At 59.8% G+C, this 20,541-nt stretch carries 21 protein-coding genes and 3 tRNA genes; 15 read left to right on the top strand and 9 right to left on the bottom strand.

The genetic code is table 11. The features are described 5' to 3' along the window. Positions 1-64 precede the first annotated feature (64 nt). Positions 65-1,216, bottom strand: coding sequence for a mechanosensitive ion channel family protein (locus HQ912_RS10580; RefSeq protein ID WP_047228517.1), 1,152 nt, complete (start codon positions 1,214-1,216; stop codon positions 65-67). 192 nt (positions 1,217-1,408) lie between these two features. Between HQ912_RS10580 and arsN2 the strand changes: the two genes are divergently transcribed. Then, positions 1,409-1,840 carry an arsenic resistance N-acetyltransferase ArsN2 gene (arsN2, locus tag HQ912_RS10585; RefSeq protein WP_173406761.1) on the top strand — a complete coding sequence of 144 codons (432 nt, stop codon included), beginning with the start codon at positions 1,409-1,411 and terminating at the stop codon, positions 1,838-1,840. On the opposite strand, the gene chrA is transcribed toward arsN2, so the two are convergent. Beyond that, positions 1,837-3,192, bottom strand: a complete 1,356-nt coding sequence (gene chrA, locus HQ912_RS10590; protein ID WP_160891330.1) for a chromate efflux transporter — start codon at positions 3,190-3,192, stop codon at positions 1,837-1,839. The genes arsN2 and chrA overlap by 4 nt on opposite strands. A gap of 300 nt (positions 3,193-3,492) precedes the next feature. Here chrA and HQ912_RS10595 point away from each other — a divergent pair, with 300 nt between their 5' ends. The 4 genes from HQ912_RS10595 to HQ912_RS10610 all read left to right on the top strand — a co-directional run bounded on the left by HQ912_RS10595 (position 3,493) and on the right by HQ912_RS10610 (position 8,556). Next, positions 3,493-5,064 carry a GGDEF domain-containing protein gene (locus tag HQ912_RS10595; RefSeq protein ID WP_047228514.1) on the top strand — a complete coding sequence of 524 codons (1,572 nt, stop codon included), beginning with the start codon at positions 3,493-3,495 and terminating at the stop codon, positions 5,062-5,064. Positions 5,065-5,171: 107 nt separating this feature from the next. Further along, on the top strand, positions 5,172-5,966 hold the full coding sequence (gene xth, locus HQ912_RS10600; protein ID WP_047228513.1) for an exodeoxyribonuclease III: 795 nt from the start codon (positions 5,172-5,174) through the stop codon (positions 5,964-5,966). Between the two features lie 110 nt (positions 5,967-6,076). After that, complete coding sequence (locus tag HQ912_RS10605) at positions 6,077-6,895, top strand: arylamine N-acetyltransferase family protein (protein ID WP_076383962.1); 819 nt, start codon at positions 6,077-6,079, stop codon at positions 6,893-6,895. A 140-nt stretch (positions 6,896-7,035) separates the two neighbouring features. Continuing rightward, positions 7,036-8,556, top strand: coding sequence for a nucleobase:cation symporter-2 family protein (locus HQ912_RS10610; protein WP_047228511.1), 1,521 nt, complete (start codon positions 7,036-7,038; stop codon positions 8,554-8,556). Between the two features lie 116 nt (positions 8,557-8,672). On the opposite strand, the gene HQ912_RS10615 is transcribed toward HQ912_RS10610, so the two are convergent. Further along, on the bottom strand, positions 8,673-9,023 hold the full coding sequence (locus HQ912_RS10615) for a hypothetical protein (RefSeq protein ID WP_047228510.1): 351 nt from the start codon (positions 9,021-9,023) through the stop codon (positions 8,673-8,675). 161 nt (positions 9,024-9,184) lie between these two features. Here HQ912_RS10615 and HQ912_RS10620 point away from each other — a divergent pair, with 161 nt between their 5' ends. After that, positions 9,185-10,003: a shikimate 5-dehydrogenase gene (locus HQ912_RS10620; RefSeq protein WP_173406762.1), complete on the top strand. Its 819-nt coding sequence runs from the start codon at positions 9,185-9,187 to the stop codon at positions 10,001-10,003. On the opposite strand, the gene HQ912_RS10625 is transcribed toward HQ912_RS10620, so the two are convergent. Continuing rightward, entirely contained in the window at positions 10,004-10,651 is a 648-nt protein-coding gene (locus HQ912_RS10625; protein ID WP_047228508.1) for a YceH family protein, read from the bottom strand. A 130-nt stretch (positions 10,652-10,781) separates the two neighbouring features. On the opposite strand from HQ912_RS10625, the gene HQ912_RS10630 reads away from it, so the two are divergent. Beyond that, entirely contained in the window at positions 10,782-11,291 is a 510-nt protein-coding gene (locus HQ912_RS10630; RefSeq protein ID WP_173406763.1) for a DUF1993 family protein, read from the top strand. Positions 11,292-11,477: 186 nt separating this feature from the next. Here the strand turns inward: HQ912_RS10630 and sstT are convergent, their stop codons facing one another. After that, positions 11,478-12,710, bottom strand: a complete 1,233-nt coding sequence (gene sstT, locus HQ912_RS10635; RefSeq protein ID WP_047228506.1) for a serine/threonine transporter SstT — start codon at positions 12,708-12,710, stop codon at positions 11,478-11,480. Between the two features lie 283 nt (positions 12,711-12,993). On the opposite strand from sstT, the gene HQ912_RS10640 reads away from it, so the two are divergent. Then, entirely contained in the window at positions 12,994-14,151 is a 1,158-nt protein-coding gene (locus tag HQ912_RS10640; RefSeq protein ID WP_047228505.1) for an MFS transporter, read from the top strand. Here the strand turns inward: HQ912_RS10640 and nhaR are convergent. Continuing rightward, positions 14,148-15,044, bottom strand: coding sequence for a transcriptional activator NhaR (nhaR, locus tag HQ912_RS10645; RefSeq protein ID WP_076383964.1), 897 nt, complete (start codon positions 15,042-15,044; stop codon positions 14,148-14,150). The genes HQ912_RS10640 and nhaR overlap by 4 nt on opposite strands. A 136-nt stretch (positions 15,045-15,180) precedes the next feature. Between nhaR and HQ912_RS10650 the strand changes: the two genes are divergently transcribed. Both HQ912_RS10650 and HQ912_RS10655 read left to right on the top strand, forming a co-directional pair. Further along, positions 15,181-15,432 carry a hypothetical protein gene (locus tag HQ912_RS10650; protein WP_047228503.1) on the top strand — a complete coding sequence of 84 codons (252 nt, stop codon included), beginning with the start codon at positions 15,181-15,183 and terminating at the stop codon, positions 15,430-15,432. A 28-nt stretch (positions 15,433-15,460) separates the two neighbouring features. Further along, a complete protein-coding gene (locus tag HQ912_RS10655) occupies positions 15,461-16,210 on the top strand; it encodes a TerC family protein (RefSeq protein ID WP_047228502.1) in 750 nt (249 codons plus the stop codon). Between the two features lie 74 nt (positions 16,211-16,284). On the opposite strand, the gene HQ912_RS10660 is transcribed toward HQ912_RS10655, so the two are convergent. Then, positions 16,285-16,452 (bottom strand): hypothetical protein, encoded by a 168-nt coding sequence (locus tag HQ912_RS10660; RefSeq protein WP_171061342.1) that lies wholly within the window; start codon positions 16,450-16,452, stop codon positions 16,285-16,287. 223 nt (positions 16,453-16,675) lie between these two features. On the opposite strand from HQ912_RS10660, the gene HQ912_RS10665 reads away from it, so the two are divergent. Beyond that, positions 16,676-17,353 carry a peptidase C39 family protein gene (locus HQ912_RS10665; protein WP_047228501.1) on the top strand — a complete coding sequence of 226 codons (678 nt, stop codon included), beginning with the start codon at positions 16,676-16,678 and terminating at the stop codon, positions 17,351-17,353. 100 nt (positions 17,354-17,453) lie between these two features. After that, complete coding sequence (locus tag HQ912_RS10670) at positions 17,454-17,657, top strand: DUF6021 family protein (RefSeq protein ID WP_076383965.1); 204 nt, start codon at positions 17,454-17,456, stop codon at positions 17,655-17,657. A gap of 44 nt (positions 17,658-17,701) precedes the next feature. Here HQ912_RS10670 and pbpG read toward each other — a convergent pair whose 3' ends face one another. Next, on the bottom strand, positions 17,702-18,640 hold the full coding sequence (pbpG, locus tag HQ912_RS10675) for a D-alanyl-D-alanine endopeptidase (RefSeq protein ID WP_047228565.1): 939 nt from the start codon (positions 18,638-18,640) through the stop codon (positions 17,702-17,704). Between the two features lie 269 nt (positions 18,641-18,909). Then, positions 18,910-19,764 (bottom strand): bifunctional methylenetetrahydrofolate dehydrogenase/methenyltetrahydrofolate cyclohydrolase FolD, encoded by an 855-nt coding sequence (gene folD, locus HQ912_RS10680; RefSeq protein WP_047228500.1) that lies wholly within the window; start codon positions 19,762-19,764, stop codon positions 18,910-18,912. Positions 19,765-20,045: 281 nt separating this feature from the next. Between folD and HQ912_RS10685 the strand changes: the two genes are divergently transcribed. The 3 genes from HQ912_RS10685 (at position 20,046) to HQ912_RS10695 (ending at position 20,381) form a co-directional block, all read left to right on the top strand. Beyond that, positions 20,046-20,122 (top strand) — tRNA-Arg (locus HQ912_RS10685). Positions 20,123-20,163: 41 nt separating this feature from the next. Further along, a tRNA-His gene (locus tag HQ912_RS10690) sits at positions 20,164-20,239 on the top strand. 57 nt (positions 20,240-20,296) lie between these two features. After that, a tRNA-Leu gene (locus HQ912_RS10695) sits at positions 20,297-20,381 on the top strand. Positions 20,382-20,541 lie beyond the last annotated feature (160 nt).

Genomic DNA, 20,541 nt, shown 5'->3' on the forward strand with positions numbered 1-20,541 from the left:
GCCCATTTGCGTGTGCGCCCTCATCGCGAGCAAGCTTTGCTCCCACAGGGTAAATGCTTGGAGGTTAATGCTGCGAGCGATATTCCGGCGCGGCTTCCAGCGAGGTCTTGTGAGCGTTTTCCTTGGACGTTTGCCCCTGCGTATCGGGTAGCGAGGCGACATGAACGGTACGGGCCGGGATCGCAAATCGCACACCGATTCTGGCGAATTCTTCCATCATGCCCAGGTTGATCGCCTGTTGGACATCCATGTAAACGTTGTAGCTGGGGTCCAGCACGATGTACACCGTTTCGAATTCCAGTGCGCTCTCGCCGAAACCGCGAAAGTGCGAGCGGTCGAAGCGGGTCTTTTCCTGAGCCTTGATGATGTTTTCGACGATGACCGGCACTTGCCTTAGCTGTTCTGTCGAGCAGTCATGGGGCAGGGCGAATTCAAAGACGATCCGTCGTTCCTGAAGCCGTTTGTAGTTCTGAATGGTGGTGCTGATCATTCCGGCATTGGCCATCACGATCTGCTCGCCACCCAGGCTACGGATCCGCGTGGTTTTCAAGCCGACATGTTCCACGGTGCCGGCCAGGGAACCCACGACAATGAAGTCGCCGACCTCGAACGGTTTGTCCACGGCGATGGACAGCGAGGCGAACAGATCACCGAGGATGTTCTGCACCGCCAGCGCCACGGCGATACCACCGACCCCGAGGCTGGCGATAAAGGCGGTGATGTTCACGCCCAGGTTGGAGAGCATCGCCAGGAGCACCACGGCCCAGAGAAACACCTTCGCGCCCCACAGGCTCAGGGTGGCCAACGCGCTTTTCTGGTGGATGTCGGAGTGGCTGTGGCGGGCGAAATAGTGCAGCAACGCCAGGGCAATTGCCCGGTTGGCCCAGAGCCCCACCTGCAAGGCTGCGACCACGAACCAGAGGCTGCTGACCCGGTCAAGCCAACGCTCCGGCAGGTCCAGGACGCCGACGCCAATGAGGATGGAGGCCAGTAACAACAGCGTATTGCTGGTGCTGGACAGGACCTCGACGGCGATGTGGCTGACATACGCATCGGGTTTCTGTGCCCGGGCCTGCACTTTTCTCAACAGCAAGCCGATGCCGGCCCTGACGATGATAAAACTCACCACCATCACACCCAGGGCCAGGAGCCAGTTGGCGATGGAGATGCCGAGTAATTGGGTATCGGTAAGGAACTGAAGAGAGCTTGAGTCCATGTGAACGGTCACCTGTGCCATTGCTGTTCAGGTTTTGGCCCTTGCCGACTTTGGTGTGAGAACCTGGGCAGGGCATGAACCTGGTTAGTTCGCGCAAAGCACGGGCCGTTCAATTTTGTTCTGCGCCAGCAGTTGCGTAGGAGAGTGCTGGCGGCGTAGTTTCCTGGGCAGAACCTCTGTCAGAGCAATGCCATGCACATGACCGAACTGAGCAATGAGGAGTTGGAGCCGTTGCGCCAGGCGCTGATCCTGGCGGGTCTGCCTGTGGACGACCTGAACCAGCAGGGCCGACGTTTTTTCAGCTTCAGGCAAGCAGACGCTCAGACAGCGTTTGGCGGGATCGAGGGGGAGGGCGCGGACCGATTGTTACGCTCTCTGGTGGTCCCTGAGGGGCTGCGGGGGCGCGGCATAGGCGCAGCGATGCTGGTCGCTCTGGAAGAGTTTGCGAAAAACCAAGGCGTAGAACGCCTTCACCTGCTCACTGCCAGTGCTGCTAGGTTCTTTGTCGCCCAGGGGTATCAGCCGCGTGACCGTTCGCTGGCGCCGATGTCGATCAGCGAAACGGCCCAATTCAGATCATTGTGCCCGGCCTCGGCGGCCTACCTGAGCAAATGCCTCATCTAACGCAGTAGATGCACGGCCAGGCCGGTCAGTCCGCATCCCAGTAGCACCTGGATGACGCCGCGTTTGTAGCGAAACAGCGCAATGGCGGCGGCGAGCGCGATGATTGCCGACGGCCAGTCCAGCGCACCGGAAAAACCGCTGGGCCAAAGCACGTGGTAACCGAAGAAGCAGGCCAGGTTGAGGATCACCCCGACCACGGCGGCAGTAATCGCCGTCAGCGGTGCGGTGAATTTCAGCTCGTTATGCGTCGACTCCACCAATGGCCCACCCGCGAGGATGAACAGGAATGAGGGCAGGAACGTAAACCAGGTCACCAGCGTGGCGGCAACCGCGCCAGCGAGGAAGGCCTGTTCAGGGCCGAACACCTGCATCACGTAGCCACCGACGAAGCCGACGAAAGCGACCACCATGATCAACGGGCCGGGAGTGGTTTCGCCAAGGGCCAGACCATCGATCATCTGTGTCGGGGTCAGCCAGCCGAAATGTCCGACAGCGCCTTGATACACATAGGGCAGAACCGCATAGGCGCCACCAAACGTCAGCAAGGCCGCCTTGGTGAAGAACCAGGCCATTTGCGTCAGGGTGCCTTCCCAGCCGAACAACAGGGTCAACACACCCATCGGCAAGGCCCACAGCAGGGCGCCGATGATCGCCAGCCGGGCCAGTCGCAAGGCGCTGAAGCGGGCATGCTCCGGGGGCGGGGTGTCATCGTCGATCAATGCCGGGCCAAAGGACTGATGCGTGGCGTTGTGGCCGCCCAGGCTGAACTTTTCCGGTGCCCAGCGGCCGCCGAAGTACCCGATGACCGCCGCTCCCAGCACGATCAGCGGGAAGGGGAGATTGAAAGCGAATATCGCGGTGAACGAGCCGGCGGCGATGGCCCACAGCCAACTGTTCTTGAGCGCGCGCGAACCTATCCGGTGGGCGGCATGCACGACGATCGCGGTCACGGCTGGCTTGATGCCATAAAAAATCCCGGCCACCACCGGCACTTCGCCAAAGGCGACATACAGCCAGGACAATGTGATGAGAATGAACAGCGAAGGCAGCACGAACAGCGCCCCGGCAATGATCCCGCCCCAGCTGCGGTGCATCAGCCAGCCCAGGTACGTCGCCAATTGCTGCGCCTCGGGGCCTGGCAGCAGCATGCAGTAATTGAGGGCATGCAGAAAGCGTCGTTCGGAAATCCAGCGTCGGCGCTCCACCAACTCCTGGTGCATGATCGAGATTTGTCCTGCCGGCCCACCGAAACTGATAAAGCCCAGCTTGAGCCAGAACCAGAACGCCTCGCGCAAGCTGATGGCCGAGGGGCTGGACAACGGGTCGTCGACGGTCGGGATGGGTTTATTCATGGTCGGTCGGTGCTTGAATGGCAAAGGCGACCTACGTTATGGGGCGTTACGCAATTTTGATAGCCCTGGCAAAGCGATTCATGAAAAAAACCGGCTTTCCGGGATTGTCGCCATTGGGGGGGATTTTCCGGCCAGAACGGGTGAATTTGACAGGGCCATGCGCAGGATTTTGGATCCATTGAGCCACCCATCGGCTATGCCACACCGGCAAATTGCCGCCCCCCCAGGCGGTAGGCTAAGCTCACGAATATTGGGGGCTTTGAGGGTTTCGCTCATGCTTTGCCCCCCTCAGGAAATCGCTTGCCTATCCCCCATTTTGATCCGTTCCATGTCCCTGGCGGTGCCCTCAAGCGCCTGCCGTTGCTCAAGGCAGCGGTGGCGTTTATCGCGGCGGTCTGCCTGTGCCTGTGTGGCCTGCTTTTTTTGCAACTGGAACAGTCTCGTCGCTACGATCTGGAGTCGGCGCGCACCGCCTCAGCCAACCTCACCCGGGCCATGGCCCAACAGGCTCAGGACACGTTCCAGCAGACAGACCTGGTCCTGACCAGCCTGGCGGACTGGATAGAGAGCGACGGTTTCGATCCGGCGCTGCAACCACGTCTGCAGAAAACCTTTGCCCGGCGCGTGCAAGCACTGGAGCAATTGCATGGCCTGTTCCTGTTCGACAAGCACGGTCAATGGGTCATTACGTCCTTTGAACAACTGCACAGGGGCCCAGGGGTAGCAGATCGGGACTACTTTACGTTCCATCAGCAGAACACCGCCCTGATCGCTCATATCGGGCCGGCTATCCGCAGTCGACAAAATGGCGAGTGGATCATCCCGGTGTCGCGGCGCTTGAATGATCAGGACGGCAATTTCCAGGGCGTATTGTTGGCCGGGATCAAGATGTCGTACTTCGATCGATTCTTCGAAAGCTTCAGCCTCGCTGATCAAGACGAGATGGTCCTGGCCTTGTCCGACGGGACCTTGCTGGCCCGGCGCCCCTTCGACGAGGCGAAAATCGGTCGATCCCTGGCCGAGGAACCGGTCTTTCAGCATGAGTTGTACAGCGAAGGCGCCGGTACCGCGACCATCCGTTCCGCTGCCGATGGCGTCCTCAGGCTCTATGACCACCAGCATTTACAGGCCTATCCACTGGTGGTTACCGCCGCGATGTCCGAACAGGCGATCCTGGCGGGTTGGCACGACAGAGCCTTCAAATCCAGTCTGATCGTGGCAGTGGTGGTATTAGGTATCTGCCTGTTCGGCTGGGTGTTCGTGCGTCAGGTGCGCAACAGCGAACGGATCGAAGCGGACCTGCGCAAGGCCCAGGAAGCGTTGGAACTGATTGCCACCCATGACAGCCTGACCGGGCTTGCGAACCGTCGGCTGTTCGAGCGGGCCCTGGACATCGAGTTCGGCCGGGGTGCCCGCCAGCGCAGCCCCTTGAGCTTGATCATGCTCGATATCGATTTCTTCAAGCGTTACAACGACACCTACGGCCACGTGGCCGGGGATCATTGCCTGGCAGAAATGGCGAAGGTGCTCAAGGGTTGCTGTCATCGCAAGGCTGACCTTGCCGTGCGTTATGGTGGCGAGGAGTTCGCGGTGCTGCTGCCCGATACCAACCTGCAAGGGGCCTTGGCCCTGGCCGAGCAGATCCGCCGCAGCGTTATCGACCAACACATCACCCATGCCGGCTCTCCTACCGGCTACTTGACGGTGAGCCTGGGCTGCTACGCGTTTGTGCCCAGCAGTCTGGACAGTATTGAAGTGTTCCTCCAGCGGGCCGACGCGGCGCTTTATCAGGCCAAGCACAGCGGACGCAACCGAGTGGCGGCGTTATCGATGGAAGACGGGTTTGATACGCTGGCGCGCTCGGATCGTTGAGGTCGCAGAAATCATCAAAATCGATGGCCGGGAGATCGTAAGTCGTTGCAACCACCACGGTGGCTTGTCGGTCACAGCTAGTGTCCTGGATCTGGAGCCCTGGCCCGATGAAAAACCTGCGCATAGCGACCTTCAATATCAACGGCATCCGGGCCCGACTGCCCAATCTGCTGGAGTGGCTGGAGCGGGAGAAACCCGACATTGTCTGCTTGCAGGAACTCAAGGCAGCGGACAAGGATTTCCCCACAGCGCAGCTGGAATCGGTCGGTTACGGATCGCTCTGGCACGGCCAGGCGTCCTGGAATGGCGTTGCGATCCTGGCCCGTGATGCGCAACCGCTGGAGAGCCGCCGTGGTTTGCCCGGTGGTGACGATGACCGCCACAGTCGTTACCTGGAGGCTGCGGTGCATGGCGTGCTGGTGGGTTGTCTTTATCTGCCTAACGGCAACCCGCAACCTGGGCCCAAATTCGATTACAAACTGGCCTGGTTCGAACGGCTGATCGCTTATGCCCAGGGGCTGCAGGCCAGCGATCATCCGGTGGTGCTGGCGGGTGATTACAACGTGGTGCCCACCGACCTGGACATCTACAACCCGCGTTCCTGGCTCAAGGATGCCCTGCTGCAACCCGAAAGCCGCGAGTGTTACCAAAGGTTGCTCGACCAGGGTTGGACCGATTCGTTGCGCCATCTGTACCCGGACGAGCGGGTATACACCTTCTGGGATTATTTCCGTCAGCACTGGCAAAAGAACTCCGGGCTGCGCATCGATCACCTGCTGCTCAACCCGGCGGCCAGTCCTTACCTGAGCGAGGCGGGCGTGGACGCATGGGTCAGGAATCAACCACATCCCAGCGACCATGCTCCGACCTGGATCCGGCTCGCTTCGCGAAAACGTCGGTGAGGGAGCGAGGTCTGCGGTCGGTTATTGTCTCGCAAAGGCGAATGCCTTATATCTGCACCCCAGCAGCGGACTTTTTGTAAGCCCTGCACTGGACAGGAAAGGACATCCTCATGAGCCAAACCCGACTGAATGATTCGGGCCGTTATCTGCAACGCCTGGGCTTCGACACACCGCCAGCCCCGACCCTCGACACCTTGCGCCTGCTTCAACGACGCCACACCGCCGAGTTCCCCTTTGAAACCCTTTCGACGCTGCTGGGCCAACCCGTCCCCATCGACCTCGAATCAGTGGAGCGAAAAGTCTTCGAACAAGGCCGCGGCGGTTACTGCTATGAGCTCAATCAATTGTTCCTGGCGCTGCTGTTGGAACTGGGCTTCGAAGCCCGGGGCATCACCGGACGGGTGGTGATGAATGCCCCCGAGGGTGCCTGGCCCGCCCGCACCCACCGCCTCAGCCTGGTGACGCTTGACGGCGTGCGTTACACCACCGATGTCGGCTTCGGCGGCATGGTGCCTACTGCGCCGCTGCTGCTGGACAGCCGTGACACCCAGGCCACTCCCCACGAACCCTATCGCATCGAGGTTCACCCGGACGGCTATCTGCTGCGTGCCTGCGTGGCCGACGAATGGCGGCCGATGTACCTGTTCGATCTGCAGCGCCAGGAAGACATCGACTACACCGTCGGCAATTGGTACGTCAGCAACCACCCCGAGTCGCCATTCATGGGCCGGTTGATGGTGGCTCGCACTGGCGATGGATTGCGCAAGACCCTGAACGGCAACAGCTATGCCTTGCACCGGATAGGCGAGCAAAGCGAGCGCCGGACAATCACCGACGCCGACGAACTGATCGACCTGCTGGAAAACGAGTTTGGTCTGCGCGTACCGCCACGTGAGCTTTTACGGCCCGCCGTGGTTGGGCTTCTGTAACGAAGTGGGGTAGCAGGGGAAGCGCAAGGATCCGCGGGAGAGGATGGCTGTGCGCAACAAGTTGTATACAACTCTATGGACATTTGTCCTGAGTTTTGAATACAGTGTGCGCATAACAAAAAACAGGGAACTCCCGAACCATGAAAACGCCCCATGTTTCACTCCCACGGCCCGAGGACGAAAACCTTGGCGTCGGCGCGAATATGGCTTACGGCCTGCAACATGTGTTGACCATGTACGGTGGCATCGTCGCTGTGCCACTGATCATCGGTCAGGCCGCCGGTTTGTCACCGGCGGACATCGGCCTGTTGATCGCGGCGTCATTGTTCGCGGGGGGGCTTGCAACATTGTTGCAAACCCTTGGCCTGCCGTTTTTCGGCTGTCAGTTGCCTCTCGTGCAGGGCGTTTCGTTTTCCGGGGTCGCGACCATGGTGGCGATCGTCGGCAGCGGCGGAGAAGGGGGGTTCCAGGCCATCCTCGGAGCGGTGATCGCCGCGTCCTTGATCGGCTTGCTGATTACTCCGGTGTTCTCGCGAATCACCCGGTTCTTTCCGCCGCTGGTCACTGGCATCGTCATCACCACCATTGGCCTGACCTTGATGCCGGTAGCTGCTCGCTGGGCAATGGGCGGCAATAGCCATGCCGCCGATTTCGGCAGCATGGCCAATATCGGTTTGGCCGCCGTCACCCTGGTCCTGGTGCTGCTGCTGAGCAAAATGGGCAGCGCGACGATCTCGCGGCTGTCGATTCTGCTGGCAATGGTCATTGGCACGGTCATCGCCGTATTCCTGGGTATGGCGGACTTTTCATCCGTCAGCCAAGGCCCGATGTTCGGTTTCCCCACACCTTTCCACTTTGGCATGCCGACTTTTCATGTCGCGGCCATTCTGTCGATGTGCATCGTGATCATGGTGACATTGGTGGAAACGTCCGCCGATATCCTCGCGGTGGGCGAGATCATCGACACCAAAGTCGACTCCAGGCGTCTGGGTAACGGCTTGCGGGCCGACATGCTGTCGAGCATGATCGCGCCGATCTTTGGCTCTTTCACCCAGAGCGCCTTTGCCCAGAATGTCGGACTGGTGGCGGTGACGGGGATCAAGAGCCGTTTCGTGGTGGCAACTGGCGGGGTATTTCTGGTGGTACTCGGGCTGCTGCCGTTCATGGGCCGAGTGATCGCGGCGGTGCCGACTTCGGTGTTGGGCGGTGCCGGTATCGTACTGTTCGGCACCGTGGCTGCCAGCGGCATCCGCACGCTGTCAAAAGTCGACTACCGCAACAACGTCAACCTGATCATCGTCGCCACCTCTATCGGTTTTGGCATGATTCCCATCGCCGCGCCGAATTTCTACGATCATTTCCCGAGCTGGTTCGCGACGATCTTCCATTCGGGCATCAGCTCTTCGGCGATCATGGCAATCGTGCTGAACCTGGCCTTCAATCACTTCACCCGGGGTAACTCGGATCAACAGTCCGTATTCGCCGCCGGTACCGAGCGGGTGTTGCGTTATCAGGACCTGGCGGCGCTGCGTGAAGGCGACTACTTCAGTGACGGCAAGCTGCACGACTGCGATGGTAACGAGATTCCGGTGGTGTCGGAGGCAGCCCATGCACCGGTAGAGCATGGCCCGGTACGATTGAAAAGCAGCGAGCACGTCTAGCCTCGTGACGACGGCGCTTGCTCGGCTTTATGTCTCTTAATTCGGCTTTATGTCTCTTAATAAGGAAAGGCCTGTGATCGAGGATCACAGGCCTTTCCTTTTGCCTCAGAGACTGATCACCAGCGCCCGTAATGACCGCGCGGTGGGCCGTAGTAATAGCCCCGTGGTGGCCCGTAATACACCGGCGCCGGACGATAGTAGACAGGGCGCTCGATGTAGACCGGCTGTGGCTGGTAGTAGACCGGTGGCGGCTGCTGCACATAAACCGGTTGTGGCTGGACGTACACCGGTTGCTGCACGTAGACCGGACGATCACGGTTGATGATCGCTGAGCCGACGATGGCCGAACCAACGATTGCGCCAAACACGGCGGGCCCCTCCCAACCACCTCGACCATGGGCGGATGCCTGGCCGGTGACCGCGAGTGCCCCCATGAGCAGGGCGATGATGGGGAGTTGACGGTTCATAACGATTCCTCGTTTTGGCCCCGGCGCCTGTGGTCTGCAACAGACCCGAATGAGGGTCGCGGGGATACTTGCTCTGACAGCGATTTTTTCAGAATTTGCCGTGCCGTTGGGTAAATATTGTGTAAGGTCTGTAGCGGTTTCTTTACTGCAAGGAGTCACGCATGCAGATCAACCCCAACAAAGACACTCAACTGTGCATGTCACTATCGGCGCGCCCTGGGAACTTCGGCCTGCGCTTTCACAATCACCTGTATGAGCAACTGGGGCTGAATTTTTACTACAAGGCATTCAGCAGCCAGGACTTGCCCGGTGCTGTAGGCGGCATCCGCGCCTTGGGCATCCGCGGGTGCGGGGTGTCGATGCCGTTCAAGGAAGACTGCATCGCCCTGGTCGACGAACTCGATCCTTCCGCCGCCGCGATCCAGTCCATCAATACCATCGTCAACACCGATGGCCATTTAAAGGCCTACAACACCGACTACATCGCGATCGCCCAATTGCTGCAAACCCATGCGGTGCCCAAGGATTCAACCTTTGCTCTGCGCGGTAGCGGCGGCATGGCCAAGGCCGTGGCCAGCGCCTTGCGCGACGGTGGTTACTCAAACGGTTTGATCGTGGCCCGCAACGAAACCGCCGGGCGAGCCTTGGCCGGCTCCCTGGGTTACGAGTGGCAGGCTGAACTGGGGCAGCGACGGCCGCAGATGCTGATCAACGTCACGCCGATCGGCATGACCGGTGGCCCGGAAGCCGATCAACTGGCGTTCGAGCCCAACACCATCGCAGCGGCCGAGACGGTGTTCGATGTGGTGGCGATCCCGTCGCAAACGCCGCTGATCGTGCGCGCCCAGGCTGAGGGCAAACGGGTCATCACCGGGCTCGAAGTGATTGCGATCCAGGCCCTGGAGCAGTTTGTCCTGTACACCGGCGTGCGGCCCAGCGCGGAACAATTCAAGAAGGCCGTGGCGTTCGCTCGATCCTGATTACTCCAGTCGCGCCAGCCGTTCTTCCAACGCCGCGATCCGCGCTTCGAGTTCTTCGATGCGCTCCAGCGACACGCCGCTGCCGGCACCACGCTCCACGGGATGCTGGCGGGCGGCGAGGATCGCTTCGATATCCGCCGGGTCGCCCATGGCGTGCATGTAACGGTCTTCCCGCTGGCCGGGCTGGCGCGGCACCAACAGCGCCAAGCCACGGGCGATCAGCCGTTCAAGCTGATGCACCACCTGTTCGGTGTCTTCGAAATCGTGCATCCGCCCGCTACGGGTCAGCAGTTCATTGACTGTCTGCGGGCCGCGCAAGAACAGCAACCCCATCAGAATCACTTGGGCCGGCACCAGCTCCAGGGCCTTGTCGACCCGATGCTCCCAGCGGTCGGCGCGGCTGCCCATCACCAGTTTGGTAAAGCCGCGACCTTCCAGCGCACGCAGGCTCTGGCCGACCTGGCCCGGATTGAGGTTCATGACCGGCTCACGGCTGGTCTTCTGGTTGCAGGCCAGCACCAGGGCGTTGAGCGTCAGCGGGTAGGTCTCGGGGTTGGTGGCCTGCTTTTCGACCAGCGCGCCGAGAATGCGGATTTCCGTGCTGTTGAGCCGGGGTTCTTCGGCCGGGCTTTGTTCTTCGATACTCATCGCGCGTTCCCTATGCTGTGGAAGCCGCCTAGCCTAATCCTTGCGCAATAAAAGACAAGGTGCGCAACAAGGCGTGGCTATAATCGCACCCGTTTGATTTGTCCTTTCCTGCCACCTGCATGAGATCGCCATGACTATTTCCCTGTACGCCGCTTCCATCCCGGTTTTCAAGCAGATGCTCAACGCCCTGAGTGATGTCCTGAACAAGGCTGAAGCCCACGCCACTGCGAAAAACATCGACCCGAACGCGTTCCTGCAAGCCCGCCTGTACCCTGACATGTTCCCCCTGGTACGCCAGGTGCAGATCGCGGTGGACTTCGCCAAAGGCGTGTCCGCGCGTCTGGCCGAGCTTGAAGTGCCGAAATATGACGACAGCGAAACCACCTTTGCCGAACTGCAAGCCTTGATCACCAAGGTATTGGCGTTCATCGACGGCATCAGCCCCGAGCAGATCGACGGCAAGGAAGGCATCGAAATCGTCACCCGTCCGGGCACGCCGAAGGAAAAACGCTTCACCGGCCAGACCTACCTCCTGACCTATGGTCTGCCGCAGTTCTTCTTCCACGTCACCACCACCTATGCGCTGCTGCGCCACAATGGCGTGGAAGTGGGCAAACGCGACTACATGGGCGCGTTCTAAACCCGCCAGCATGAAAAAGCCCGGGACGGTGTGGGCCGTCCCGGGCTTTTTTGTGGCGGTCTGTTTACACGGTGGCTGTGCCATCGCTATCGCGAGCAGGCTCGCTCCCACATTGGATTTGTATCTGCCACAAACCCTGTGGGAGCGAGCCTGCTCGCGATGACGGTCATACCTCCAGCGCCGCTGTCAGGCCACGCGTTCGCGCTTCTCTTCCTCACCCAAGCAAGCCGCCGCGGTGAACAGCACATCGGTAGAGGAATTGAGCGCAGTCTCCGCCGAATCCTGCAGGACGCCGATAATGAAGCCCACGGCGACCACCTGCATGGCGATGTCGCTGGGAATGCCGAACAGGCTGCATGCCAGGGGAATCAGCAACAGCGAACCACCGGCCACGCCGGACGCGCCGCAGGCACAAATGGCCGCGACGACGCTCAGCAACACGGCGGTCGGCACGTCGACCACGATACCCAGGGTATGCACCGCCGCCAGGGTCAGTACGGTGATGGTAATGGCGGCGCCGGCCATGTTGATGGTCGCGCCCAGCGGGATCGATACCGAATAGGTGTCTTCGTGCAGGCCCAGGCGTTTGCTCAGTTCCAGGTTCACTGGGATATTCGCCGCCGAACTGCGGGTGAAGAACGCGGTAATGCCGCTCTCGCGCAGGCAGGTAAAGACCAGTGGGTACGGGTTGCGACGCAGCTTCCAGAACACGATGAGCGGGTTCATCACCAGCGCCACGAACAGCATGCAGCCAATCAGCACGGTCAACAGGTGAAGGTAGCCCAGCAACGCGCTGAAACCTGAGGTTGCCAGGGTCGAGGCCACCAGGCCGAAGATCCCCAGCGGGGCGAAGCAGATGACCACGCGCACGATCACGGTCACGCCGTTGGACAGATCCCCGAGCACGGTACGGGTGGTTTCGCCAGCATGGCGAATGGCAATGCCCATGCCGATGGCCCAGGCCAGAATGCCGATGAAGTTGGCATTCATCAGGGCGCTGACCGGATTGTCCACCACGCTGAGCATCAAACTCTGCAGTACTTCGCCGATGCCGCCGGGGGCGGTGACGGCGACGTCATGGGACACCAGGACAAGGCTGGACGGAAACAGGGTACTGGCAACCACCGCGACCACTGCGGCGGCGAAAGTGCCGAGCAGGTACAGGAAGAGAATGGGCCGGATATGGGTTTCCTGACCGTGCTTGTGGTTGGCGATCGACGCCATGACCAGCACGAACACCAGGATCGGTGCCACGGCCTTGAGCGCTGACACAAAGACCTTACCGATGAAAGCGGTGGACTTGGCAAGGTCCGGTGCCAGCCACGCCAGGATGATGCCGGCGATCAGACCGATGACGATTTGCGTCACCAGGCCGGTGCGTTTGAGGCGGTGTAGAACGGAAGGAGACAAAGCAGTCATAACGGCATCTCTGATTTTTTTTGTGTGCAACGGTCGACCCCTCAGGGCAACAGGCGGGCAGGCCACGTGAGCGGGACCGAAAAGAAAGTACAGCGTTTGCAGGCCGCGGACTTTATCACAGCCCGCGGAAAAACCTGACGGACCTGTGACGATCCGTCGCTTGGGCGTTCACACGCGTTTGTCTGAGGGGCGCATTCTGTTAGGCTTTGGGCCAATCCCCTTTCTACTCTGCCAGCGACCCTTTTGGGCTGACGCTGGTGTCGTTGTTTTGCTGGAGTTCTGCATGTTGTCTGTTTTTCTGTTGTCGGCGGCTGGTTTTACAGTGCTGACCACCGAATTCATCATCGTCGGCCTGTTGCCATCCATTGCCCGCGACCTGCAAGTCACGATTGCCCAGGCCGGGCTGCTGGTGACGTTGTTTGCATTTACCGTGGCGGCATTCGGGCCGTTCCTGACCGCCTGGTTCGCCCGCTTTGAGCGGCGCAAGCTGTTTATCAGCGTGTTGGTGATGTTTGGTCTGGCCAACACACTGGCGGCGCTGGCCCCCAATATCGGCGTAATGGCCGTCGCCCGATTGATCCCAGCCTTGGGGCTACCGGTGTTCTGGGCATTGGCCAGCGAAACGGCAGTGGACATTGTCGGGCCGCAGTTTGCCGGGCGGGCCATCGCCCGGATCGGGTTCGGCATTGTCTGTGCCACGGTGTTCGGTATTCCGGTAGGCACGCTGATTTCTGATGCGTTCGGCTGGCGCAGCGCCTTTGCCATCCTGGCGTTCGTTGCGTTCGCCAAGGCCTTGCTGCTGTTTGTCTACCTGCCCAAAACCAATCTGCATCAGCACCAGGTCAGTTTGCGCTCGCAACTCAAGATATTGCGCAGCCCGTTGATGCAGGGCCATGTGCTGCTGTCGATCCTGGTGTTCAGCGGCATGTTCACCGCGTACACCTACCTGGCCGATATCCTCGAGCGCCTGGCCGGGTTCGACGGCACACTGGTGGGCTGGTGCCTGATGGGCTTCGGGGCCGTGGGGCTGGTGGGTAACTCTCTGGGCGGCCGCGCGGTGGACCGACACCCTTTGATCGCCTCGATGGTGTTTTGTCTGTTCCTGATCGGCGGCATGGTGGCGCTGGTGCCGAGCATTCATTCGACCGTCGGGCTGGCGGCAGCGATGGGCATCTGGGGAGTGACCCAGGCGGCCCTGTTCCTGGTCAGTCATGTACGACTGATGAAGGCCGCGCCTGAGGCTCCAGCCTTTGCCGCATCGCTGAACATCGCCGGGGCCAATCTGGGAATTGGCTTGGGGGCGATGGTCGGTGGGCGCGTCATCGATACCCTGGGCCTGGGCAGCGTTGGTTTTGCCGCGTCCGGGTTCATCCTCATATCGATCCTGCTGGCGTTGTTGCTGATGACCTTCAAGCCCCGTGCCGCCTGCGCGCAGTCCTAAGCGCTGAACAGCTCGCGTCGGGCACCTTCGGCGATGGCGACGATGCCCGGATGGCTGACCTTGCGCTCCACGGAAATGGCATAGAACGACTCGCTGACCGCATCGGTCTGGCCGATCACCTGTACGCCGTACTGACGCTGAACTTCTTCGGCGATCACGCTCGGGCCGATGAAAATTCCGCTGCCTGATTGCCCGAAGGCCTGCATCAGCGCGCTGTCGTCGAATTCGCCGACGATGCGTGGCTGGATCTGTTGCTCGGCGAACCAGCGTTGCAAGCGGCTGCGTACCACGGTTTCGGCACCTGGAATCAGCAGCGGGGCGTCATTCAGGCTGCGGGGGAAATCCTGCCCATAGCGCTCGGCCAGCGCAGCGGTGGCAAAGAAGCTGATCCCGCACTCTCCCAACTTCTGGCTATAACCCTTGATGTCCAGGTGGGTCGGCATCGGGCTGTCGGAAATCACCAGGTCCAGGCGCTGGATCGCCAGGTCCGCCAACAGCCGCTCGAGTTTGTCTTCGCGGCAAGTGATGCGCAGCGGCTCACTCAGCTCCATGGTCGGCGCCAGCAGCCGATAGACGATGGACTTGGGCACCACATCTGCCACCCCGACCCGGAACAGCGTCTGCTGCTCATTGGGTTGGGCCCGGAGCATAAGCTCCAGTTCGCCACCCAACTGGAACATGTGTTCGGCATAGGGCAGCGTCTGGCGGCCAGCCTCGGTCAGTTCCAACTGTCGCCCGACGCGGCGAAACAACTTGATGTTAAAGGTTTGCTCGAGCAGCGAGATCTGCCCGCTGATGGTTTGTGGTGTCAGGTTCAGTTGCTCGCAGGCCCGCACAATGCTGCCGGTCTTGGCCACCACCCAGAAGTAATGCAACTGTCGGTAATTGAGCATAAGGCACACCGATTCGTAAAAATCGAAGTATAACCGCTGAAAATACGAATTTTCCTGAAGTATTCACCTCTCTAGAATGCCGGGCCATCGGTGAGCCACCTTTGGTGCTCTGTTTAACCCTGAGAGGCATTTATCCATGACGTACAAAACCCTGGGTTTGGCGGCCTTGTTGGCAGTGTCTTCAATCGCCCTTGTTGGCTGCGAACAGGCCGAAAAAAGTGCCCAGCAGTTGATGGGGCAAGCCGCGGAAACGGCCAAGCAGGCAATCGATGACACCCATAAGGCTGCCGAACAGGCGATCAGCGAGGCCACTGGCGGGTTGATCAGCCCCAAGAAGCAGCCGGCGGATGAGGCTGAAGAATCCGAAACCTCCACCCAAACCATTTAACCCCGTCATATCGAGTCAGGACTGACCCATGGATTATCTTTTACAACTCGCTGCCAGCCCCACTGCATGGATCGCGCTGGCGACTCTGGTCGTCATGGAAATCGTGCTTGGCATCGATAACCTGATCTTCATTTCGATCCTGACCAATAAACTGCCCGAACAGCACCGCGCCAAGGCACGGCGTATCGGCATTGGCATGGCGCTGATCCTGCGCCTGGGCTTGTTGAGCACCATTGCTTTCATCGTGCAGTTGACTGAGCCGGTTATCGAAATCCTCGGTCAGGCATTCTCCTGGAAGGACATGATCCTGATCGCCGGCGGCCTGTTCCTGCTGTGGAAAGCCACCACCGAGATCCACCACAGCATGGACCCGGCACCGAATGATCCGAAATCCGCCACCTCCGGCGTGACCCTCGGATTTGCCGCTGCGATCGGTCAGATCCTGATGCTGGACCTGGTATTTTCCATCGACAGCATCATTACCGCCGTGGGCATGACCGAGCATCTGCCGATCATGATCATTGCTGTCGTGATCTCGGTGTTGGTGATGTTGCTGGCGGCCGAGCCGCTGGCCAAGTTCATCAACGACAACCCGACAGTGGTCATGTTGGCGCTGGGCTTCCTGATCATGATCGGCATGACGTTGATCGCCGAAGGCTTTGGTGCTCATGTGCCCAAGGGCTATATCTACGCAGCCATGGCGTTCTCGGCAGCGATTGAGGTGTTGAACATGATGTCGCGTCGCCGTCAGCAAAGGGCGTTGGCTGACAAAGCCTGATTACAGGCACTCAAAAGCCGCCGGGTCCATGCCCGGGCGGCTTTTTTTTGGATTTTTGAAGGGCGGCGGGACGGTCAGTGTGCGGCGGCGTGGCGCCTGGCCGGTTTTGGTGCTTTTTCCGCCCGCGCTGGTCGTGGCGCAGGATGATGGCGGCGTGCAATGCGCAAAACGCCCCACAGCATGGCTGTGGCGACGCTTAACCAGCCGAATATCAGCATCAGGATTGTTGTGGTCAGGCTCATCTGTGCCTCCTTCTGCCCAAGTTCAGGGCGACGCACTCGTTACAATGGACAGTCTAGTCGCTAAAGTGTTGCAGGGAATCGATCTGTATTGATGACAGACGGACCGCTTCGTTCTATCGCCGCGATGGGACTGCTGTTTAAGGCTATACCCACGTCTGTCTGCACCTTATGATCGACGGCCCTTGCCTGGCCCGATGTCGGGTGCCTTAACAAGAGAGTCCTAATGTTTCCGGTAATTTCCTCTTTTCGATCACTGGTACTGGTGACGGCCTGCCTGGCGGCCCTGGCGGGTTGCGCAGGCAGTGTGTCGCCGCAGATTCAGCGCCTGCCCGAGCGGGTGGAACTCAACAGCGTGCCGTTCTTTCGTGGCGAAATGTACCAGGGTGGCCCCCAGTCGCTGGCCAGCCTCTTGACGCTGCAAGGCACGGTAATCACCCCGGGGCTGCTGGAGAAGCCTCTGCATCTGCCGGAAGGCGAGGCTCATTTGCAGCAGAACCTGCAGACCCTGGCGCGAGAATATGGGCTGGTGGTATACCCCCTCGACAGCGAACTGCCGGCACTGTTGGAGCAAGTCGCGGCAGGTTATCCCGTGTTGGTGCGCTATACGGAGGGGTCGGCTTTCTGGTCTGGGCCCAGGTACGGCATTCTCGTCGGTTATGACCGCCAAAAGCAGACGGTCTTGCTGCGATCGGGGATGAACCGGCGGCTGCTGATGAGCTTCAGTGGGTTTGAGTCGGCTCTCAAGGATGCTGGAGGCTGGGCGGTATTGGTCCAGCGACCTACGCAGCTCCCGGCCAAGGTAGACTCTCAGCGCTGGCTGAAAGCTGCGGGCGAACTGGCCGGGGCAGGGCAGGAGCAGGCAGCGGCCCGGGCGACTCAAGCCCTGAGCGGCGCACACTGATCTCACCCCCCGTTCGTCACTTGTCGGGCACCACCCGCCATGCCAGAGGCTCCTAACCTCAGGGCCGGAATATCCGGCCCATGCTTGCGAGGAGAAAAGCATGGCACAGTCGAAAACACCTACGGGGCCACATTCTTCCGAACATTCTTCAGGCGATGATTTGGGATTTGATCCCGATTCGCCGGATCTCGGCGATCCTCAAGTCGATCCGATAGGCCCCGCCAAGGCGCCTCTGGACGAAGAGGATGAGCAGGAAGAGCCCGGTTCCAGAGCGTATGACCCGTTGGGTGATCTAAAACCTTGAATAAACAAAGCCCCGATGAGTCGGGGCTTTGTTTGCCTGGTTAATTAATTCGACGCTTCGACTACACCGGTTTGGCGGCTCTTGAGGTTCTTGGCCGCCTTGTATTGAAGGGCCGCGGCAGGGACGCTGGCGCTTTTGCCGGTTTCCACCCAGCTACGGATCCGGCTGGCATCGGCGAAGTGGGTATATTTCCCAAACGCATCCAGCACCACCAGGGCCATCGGTCGATTGCTCATTTTCGTCACCAGTACCAGGCAGTGGCCGGCCTGATTGGTGAAGCCGGTCTTGGTCAGTTGGATGTCCCAGCCAGCCTTATGGACCAAGTGGTCGGTATTGCGAAAGCCCAGGCTATAAACCGGTTTGCGGAAGGTTACGGTCTTTTCCTTGGTGGTACTCAGTTCGCTCAGCAATGGATATTTGCGTGCCGCGATCAGCAGTTTGGTCAGGTCCCGGGCGGTGGATACGTTGTGAATCGACAGGCCTGTGGGCTCGACATAGTGGGTGCTGCTCATGCCCAGCGCCTTTGCCTTGGCGTTCATGGCCGCGATGAACGCTGCGTACCCGCCCGGGTAGTGGTGGGCGAGGCTGGCGGCGGCGCGGTTCTCCGACGACATCAGGGCAATCAGCAACACGTCCCGGCGTGACAGTTCGCTGTTGAGCTTGACCCGGGAAAATACCCCCTTCATCTCCGGTGTATTGGCGATGGTCATGGAAATGTATTCATTCAGATCCTGCTTGGCATCCAGCACGATCAGACCGGTCATCAATTTGGTCACCGAAGCGATGGGCACCACTACGTCGGGATTGCTGGCATAAACGACTTTATTCGTCTGCAAGTCCAGCAGTATCGCGCTGCCCGAGGCGACTTGCAGTTTTGAGGTGTCTCGCGGGGCGGCGATGGTTTCCTGCGCCTCGACATTCTGCGTGATAAAGGTACCTGTGAAAGCGATGAACAGGCTGAGGATAGAAAGACGGATTTTCACGCGAGTAGACTCGATAGAGTTGAAGGTGCCGTGCAGCAATGGCTTGTTAAAAAAGCGCTGCATTTTATGAGTATGGGCGACGACAGCGCCATATGCCTGTACCGCCGGGGCTTGCGATTAAATAAAGTTTAATGAAGGGCGCAAAAACTCCTGTGGGAGCGACCCTGCTTGCGATAGCGGTGTGTCAGTCAGCATGGATGAAGGCTGAGACAAAGCTATCGCGAGCAGGCTCGCTCCCACAGGGATTGGAACTGCGCTGAAAAGGCGTATCAGCTATGCAGCGTTTCCGCCGCATACAAGGTGTTTTCCAGCAGACAGGCACGGGTCATCGGACCTACGCCGCCAGGGACTGGAGTGATCCAGCCTGCACGGGGCAGGGCGGTTTCGTAGATCACGTCGCCGACCAGCTTGCCATCGTCCTGGCGGTTGATACCCACGTCGATCACGATGGCGCCTTCCTTGATCCACTCGCCCTTCACCAGGCCAGGCTTGCCGGCGGCAACGACCACCAGGTCGGCGCGGCCGACGTGTCCAGCCAGGTCCTTGGTAAAGCGATGGGTTACGGTGACGGTGCAGCCGGCCAGCAGCAACTCCATGGCCATCGGACGGCCAACGATGTTGGACGCGCCAACCACCACGGCATCGAGACCGTACAGGTCCACGCCGGTGCTTTCCAGCAACGTCATGATGCCTTTGGGGGTGCAGGGGCGCAGCAGCGGGATACGCTGGGCGAGGCGACCGACATTATAAGGATGGAAGCCGTCGACATCTTTGTCCGGGCGGATGCGCTCCAGCAGTTTGGAGGCGTCGAGGTGTTCAGGCAGAGGCAGTTGGAGCAGAACGCCGTCGATGTTCGGGTCGTCGTTCAGGCGATCAATCAGATCAGCCAATGCTTGCTGAGTGGTTTCGGAAGGCAGGTCGTAGGCCTGGGAAAGGAAGCCGACCTCTTCACAGTCTTTACGCTTGTGCGAGACATAAACCTGAGAGGCAGGATCGCTGCCGACCAGGATCACCGCCAGGCCGGGCGTGCGCAGGCCTTGCTGGCGACGCTCGGTGACTCGTTGGGCGATCTGCTGGCGCAGGCTGGCGGCGATCGATTTGCCGTCGATAAGTTGTGCAGTCATTGCGCGTGGTTAACCATCGAGAGGGGAAAAAAAGAGAACGCATTCTCGCATGCCGAGGCGTGAGGGCAAAGGCGCTTGGTCTGCAAATTCCCCTAACCCCTTTAATTAAATGAATTTTTTTTAAAAAAGAGTTGACGACCTATCAGGCCGTCTATAACATTCGTCGCACTTGTCGGGCACAGCCTAGCACTGGTTAAGAAGGTGGAGCAGAGTTGGTTGTTTTAACTCGGTAACACTGAAAGCACTTAGTTTGTAATCGTCCAAGAATACAGATTAAAAAGGCGCCCGTAGCTCAGCTGGATAGAGCATCCGCCTTCTAAGCGGATGGTCGCAGGTTCGAGTCCTGCCGGGTGCGCCAATTAGGCAGCTTTGGCACAAGTAAGGCAACAAGGCAATATGGTGGGCGTAGCTCAGTTGGTAGAGCACGGGATTGTGACTCCCGTTGTCGTGGGTTCGATCCCCATCGTCCACCCCATATTCTAGAAAGGCGCCAGATTAACAGTCTGGCGCCTTTGCTTTAAAAGCTTGATACGCGGATGTGGTGGAATTGGTAGACACACTGGATTTAGGTTCCAGCGCCGCAAGGTGTGAGAGTTCGAGTCTCTCCGTCCGCACCATACAAGTCGCTATTTAAATAGCAGAGAACGGCGCAGTACCTGAAGAGGGCTGCGCCGTTTTTGTATTCATGATTTTTTGTCGCCGACCCTGGTTCAGGGTTGTGCGGGGTGCTCGGGTCGTCACGATTGTGTTTCCTGATGATGCGCTGCATGCCCGTTG

Source organism: Pseudomonas sp. MPDS (assembly GCF_013283895.1).
GTDB classification, from domain to species: Bacteria; Pseudomonadota; Gammaproteobacteria; order Pseudomonadales; family Pseudomonadaceae; genus Aquipseudomonas; species Aquipseudomonas rhizophila.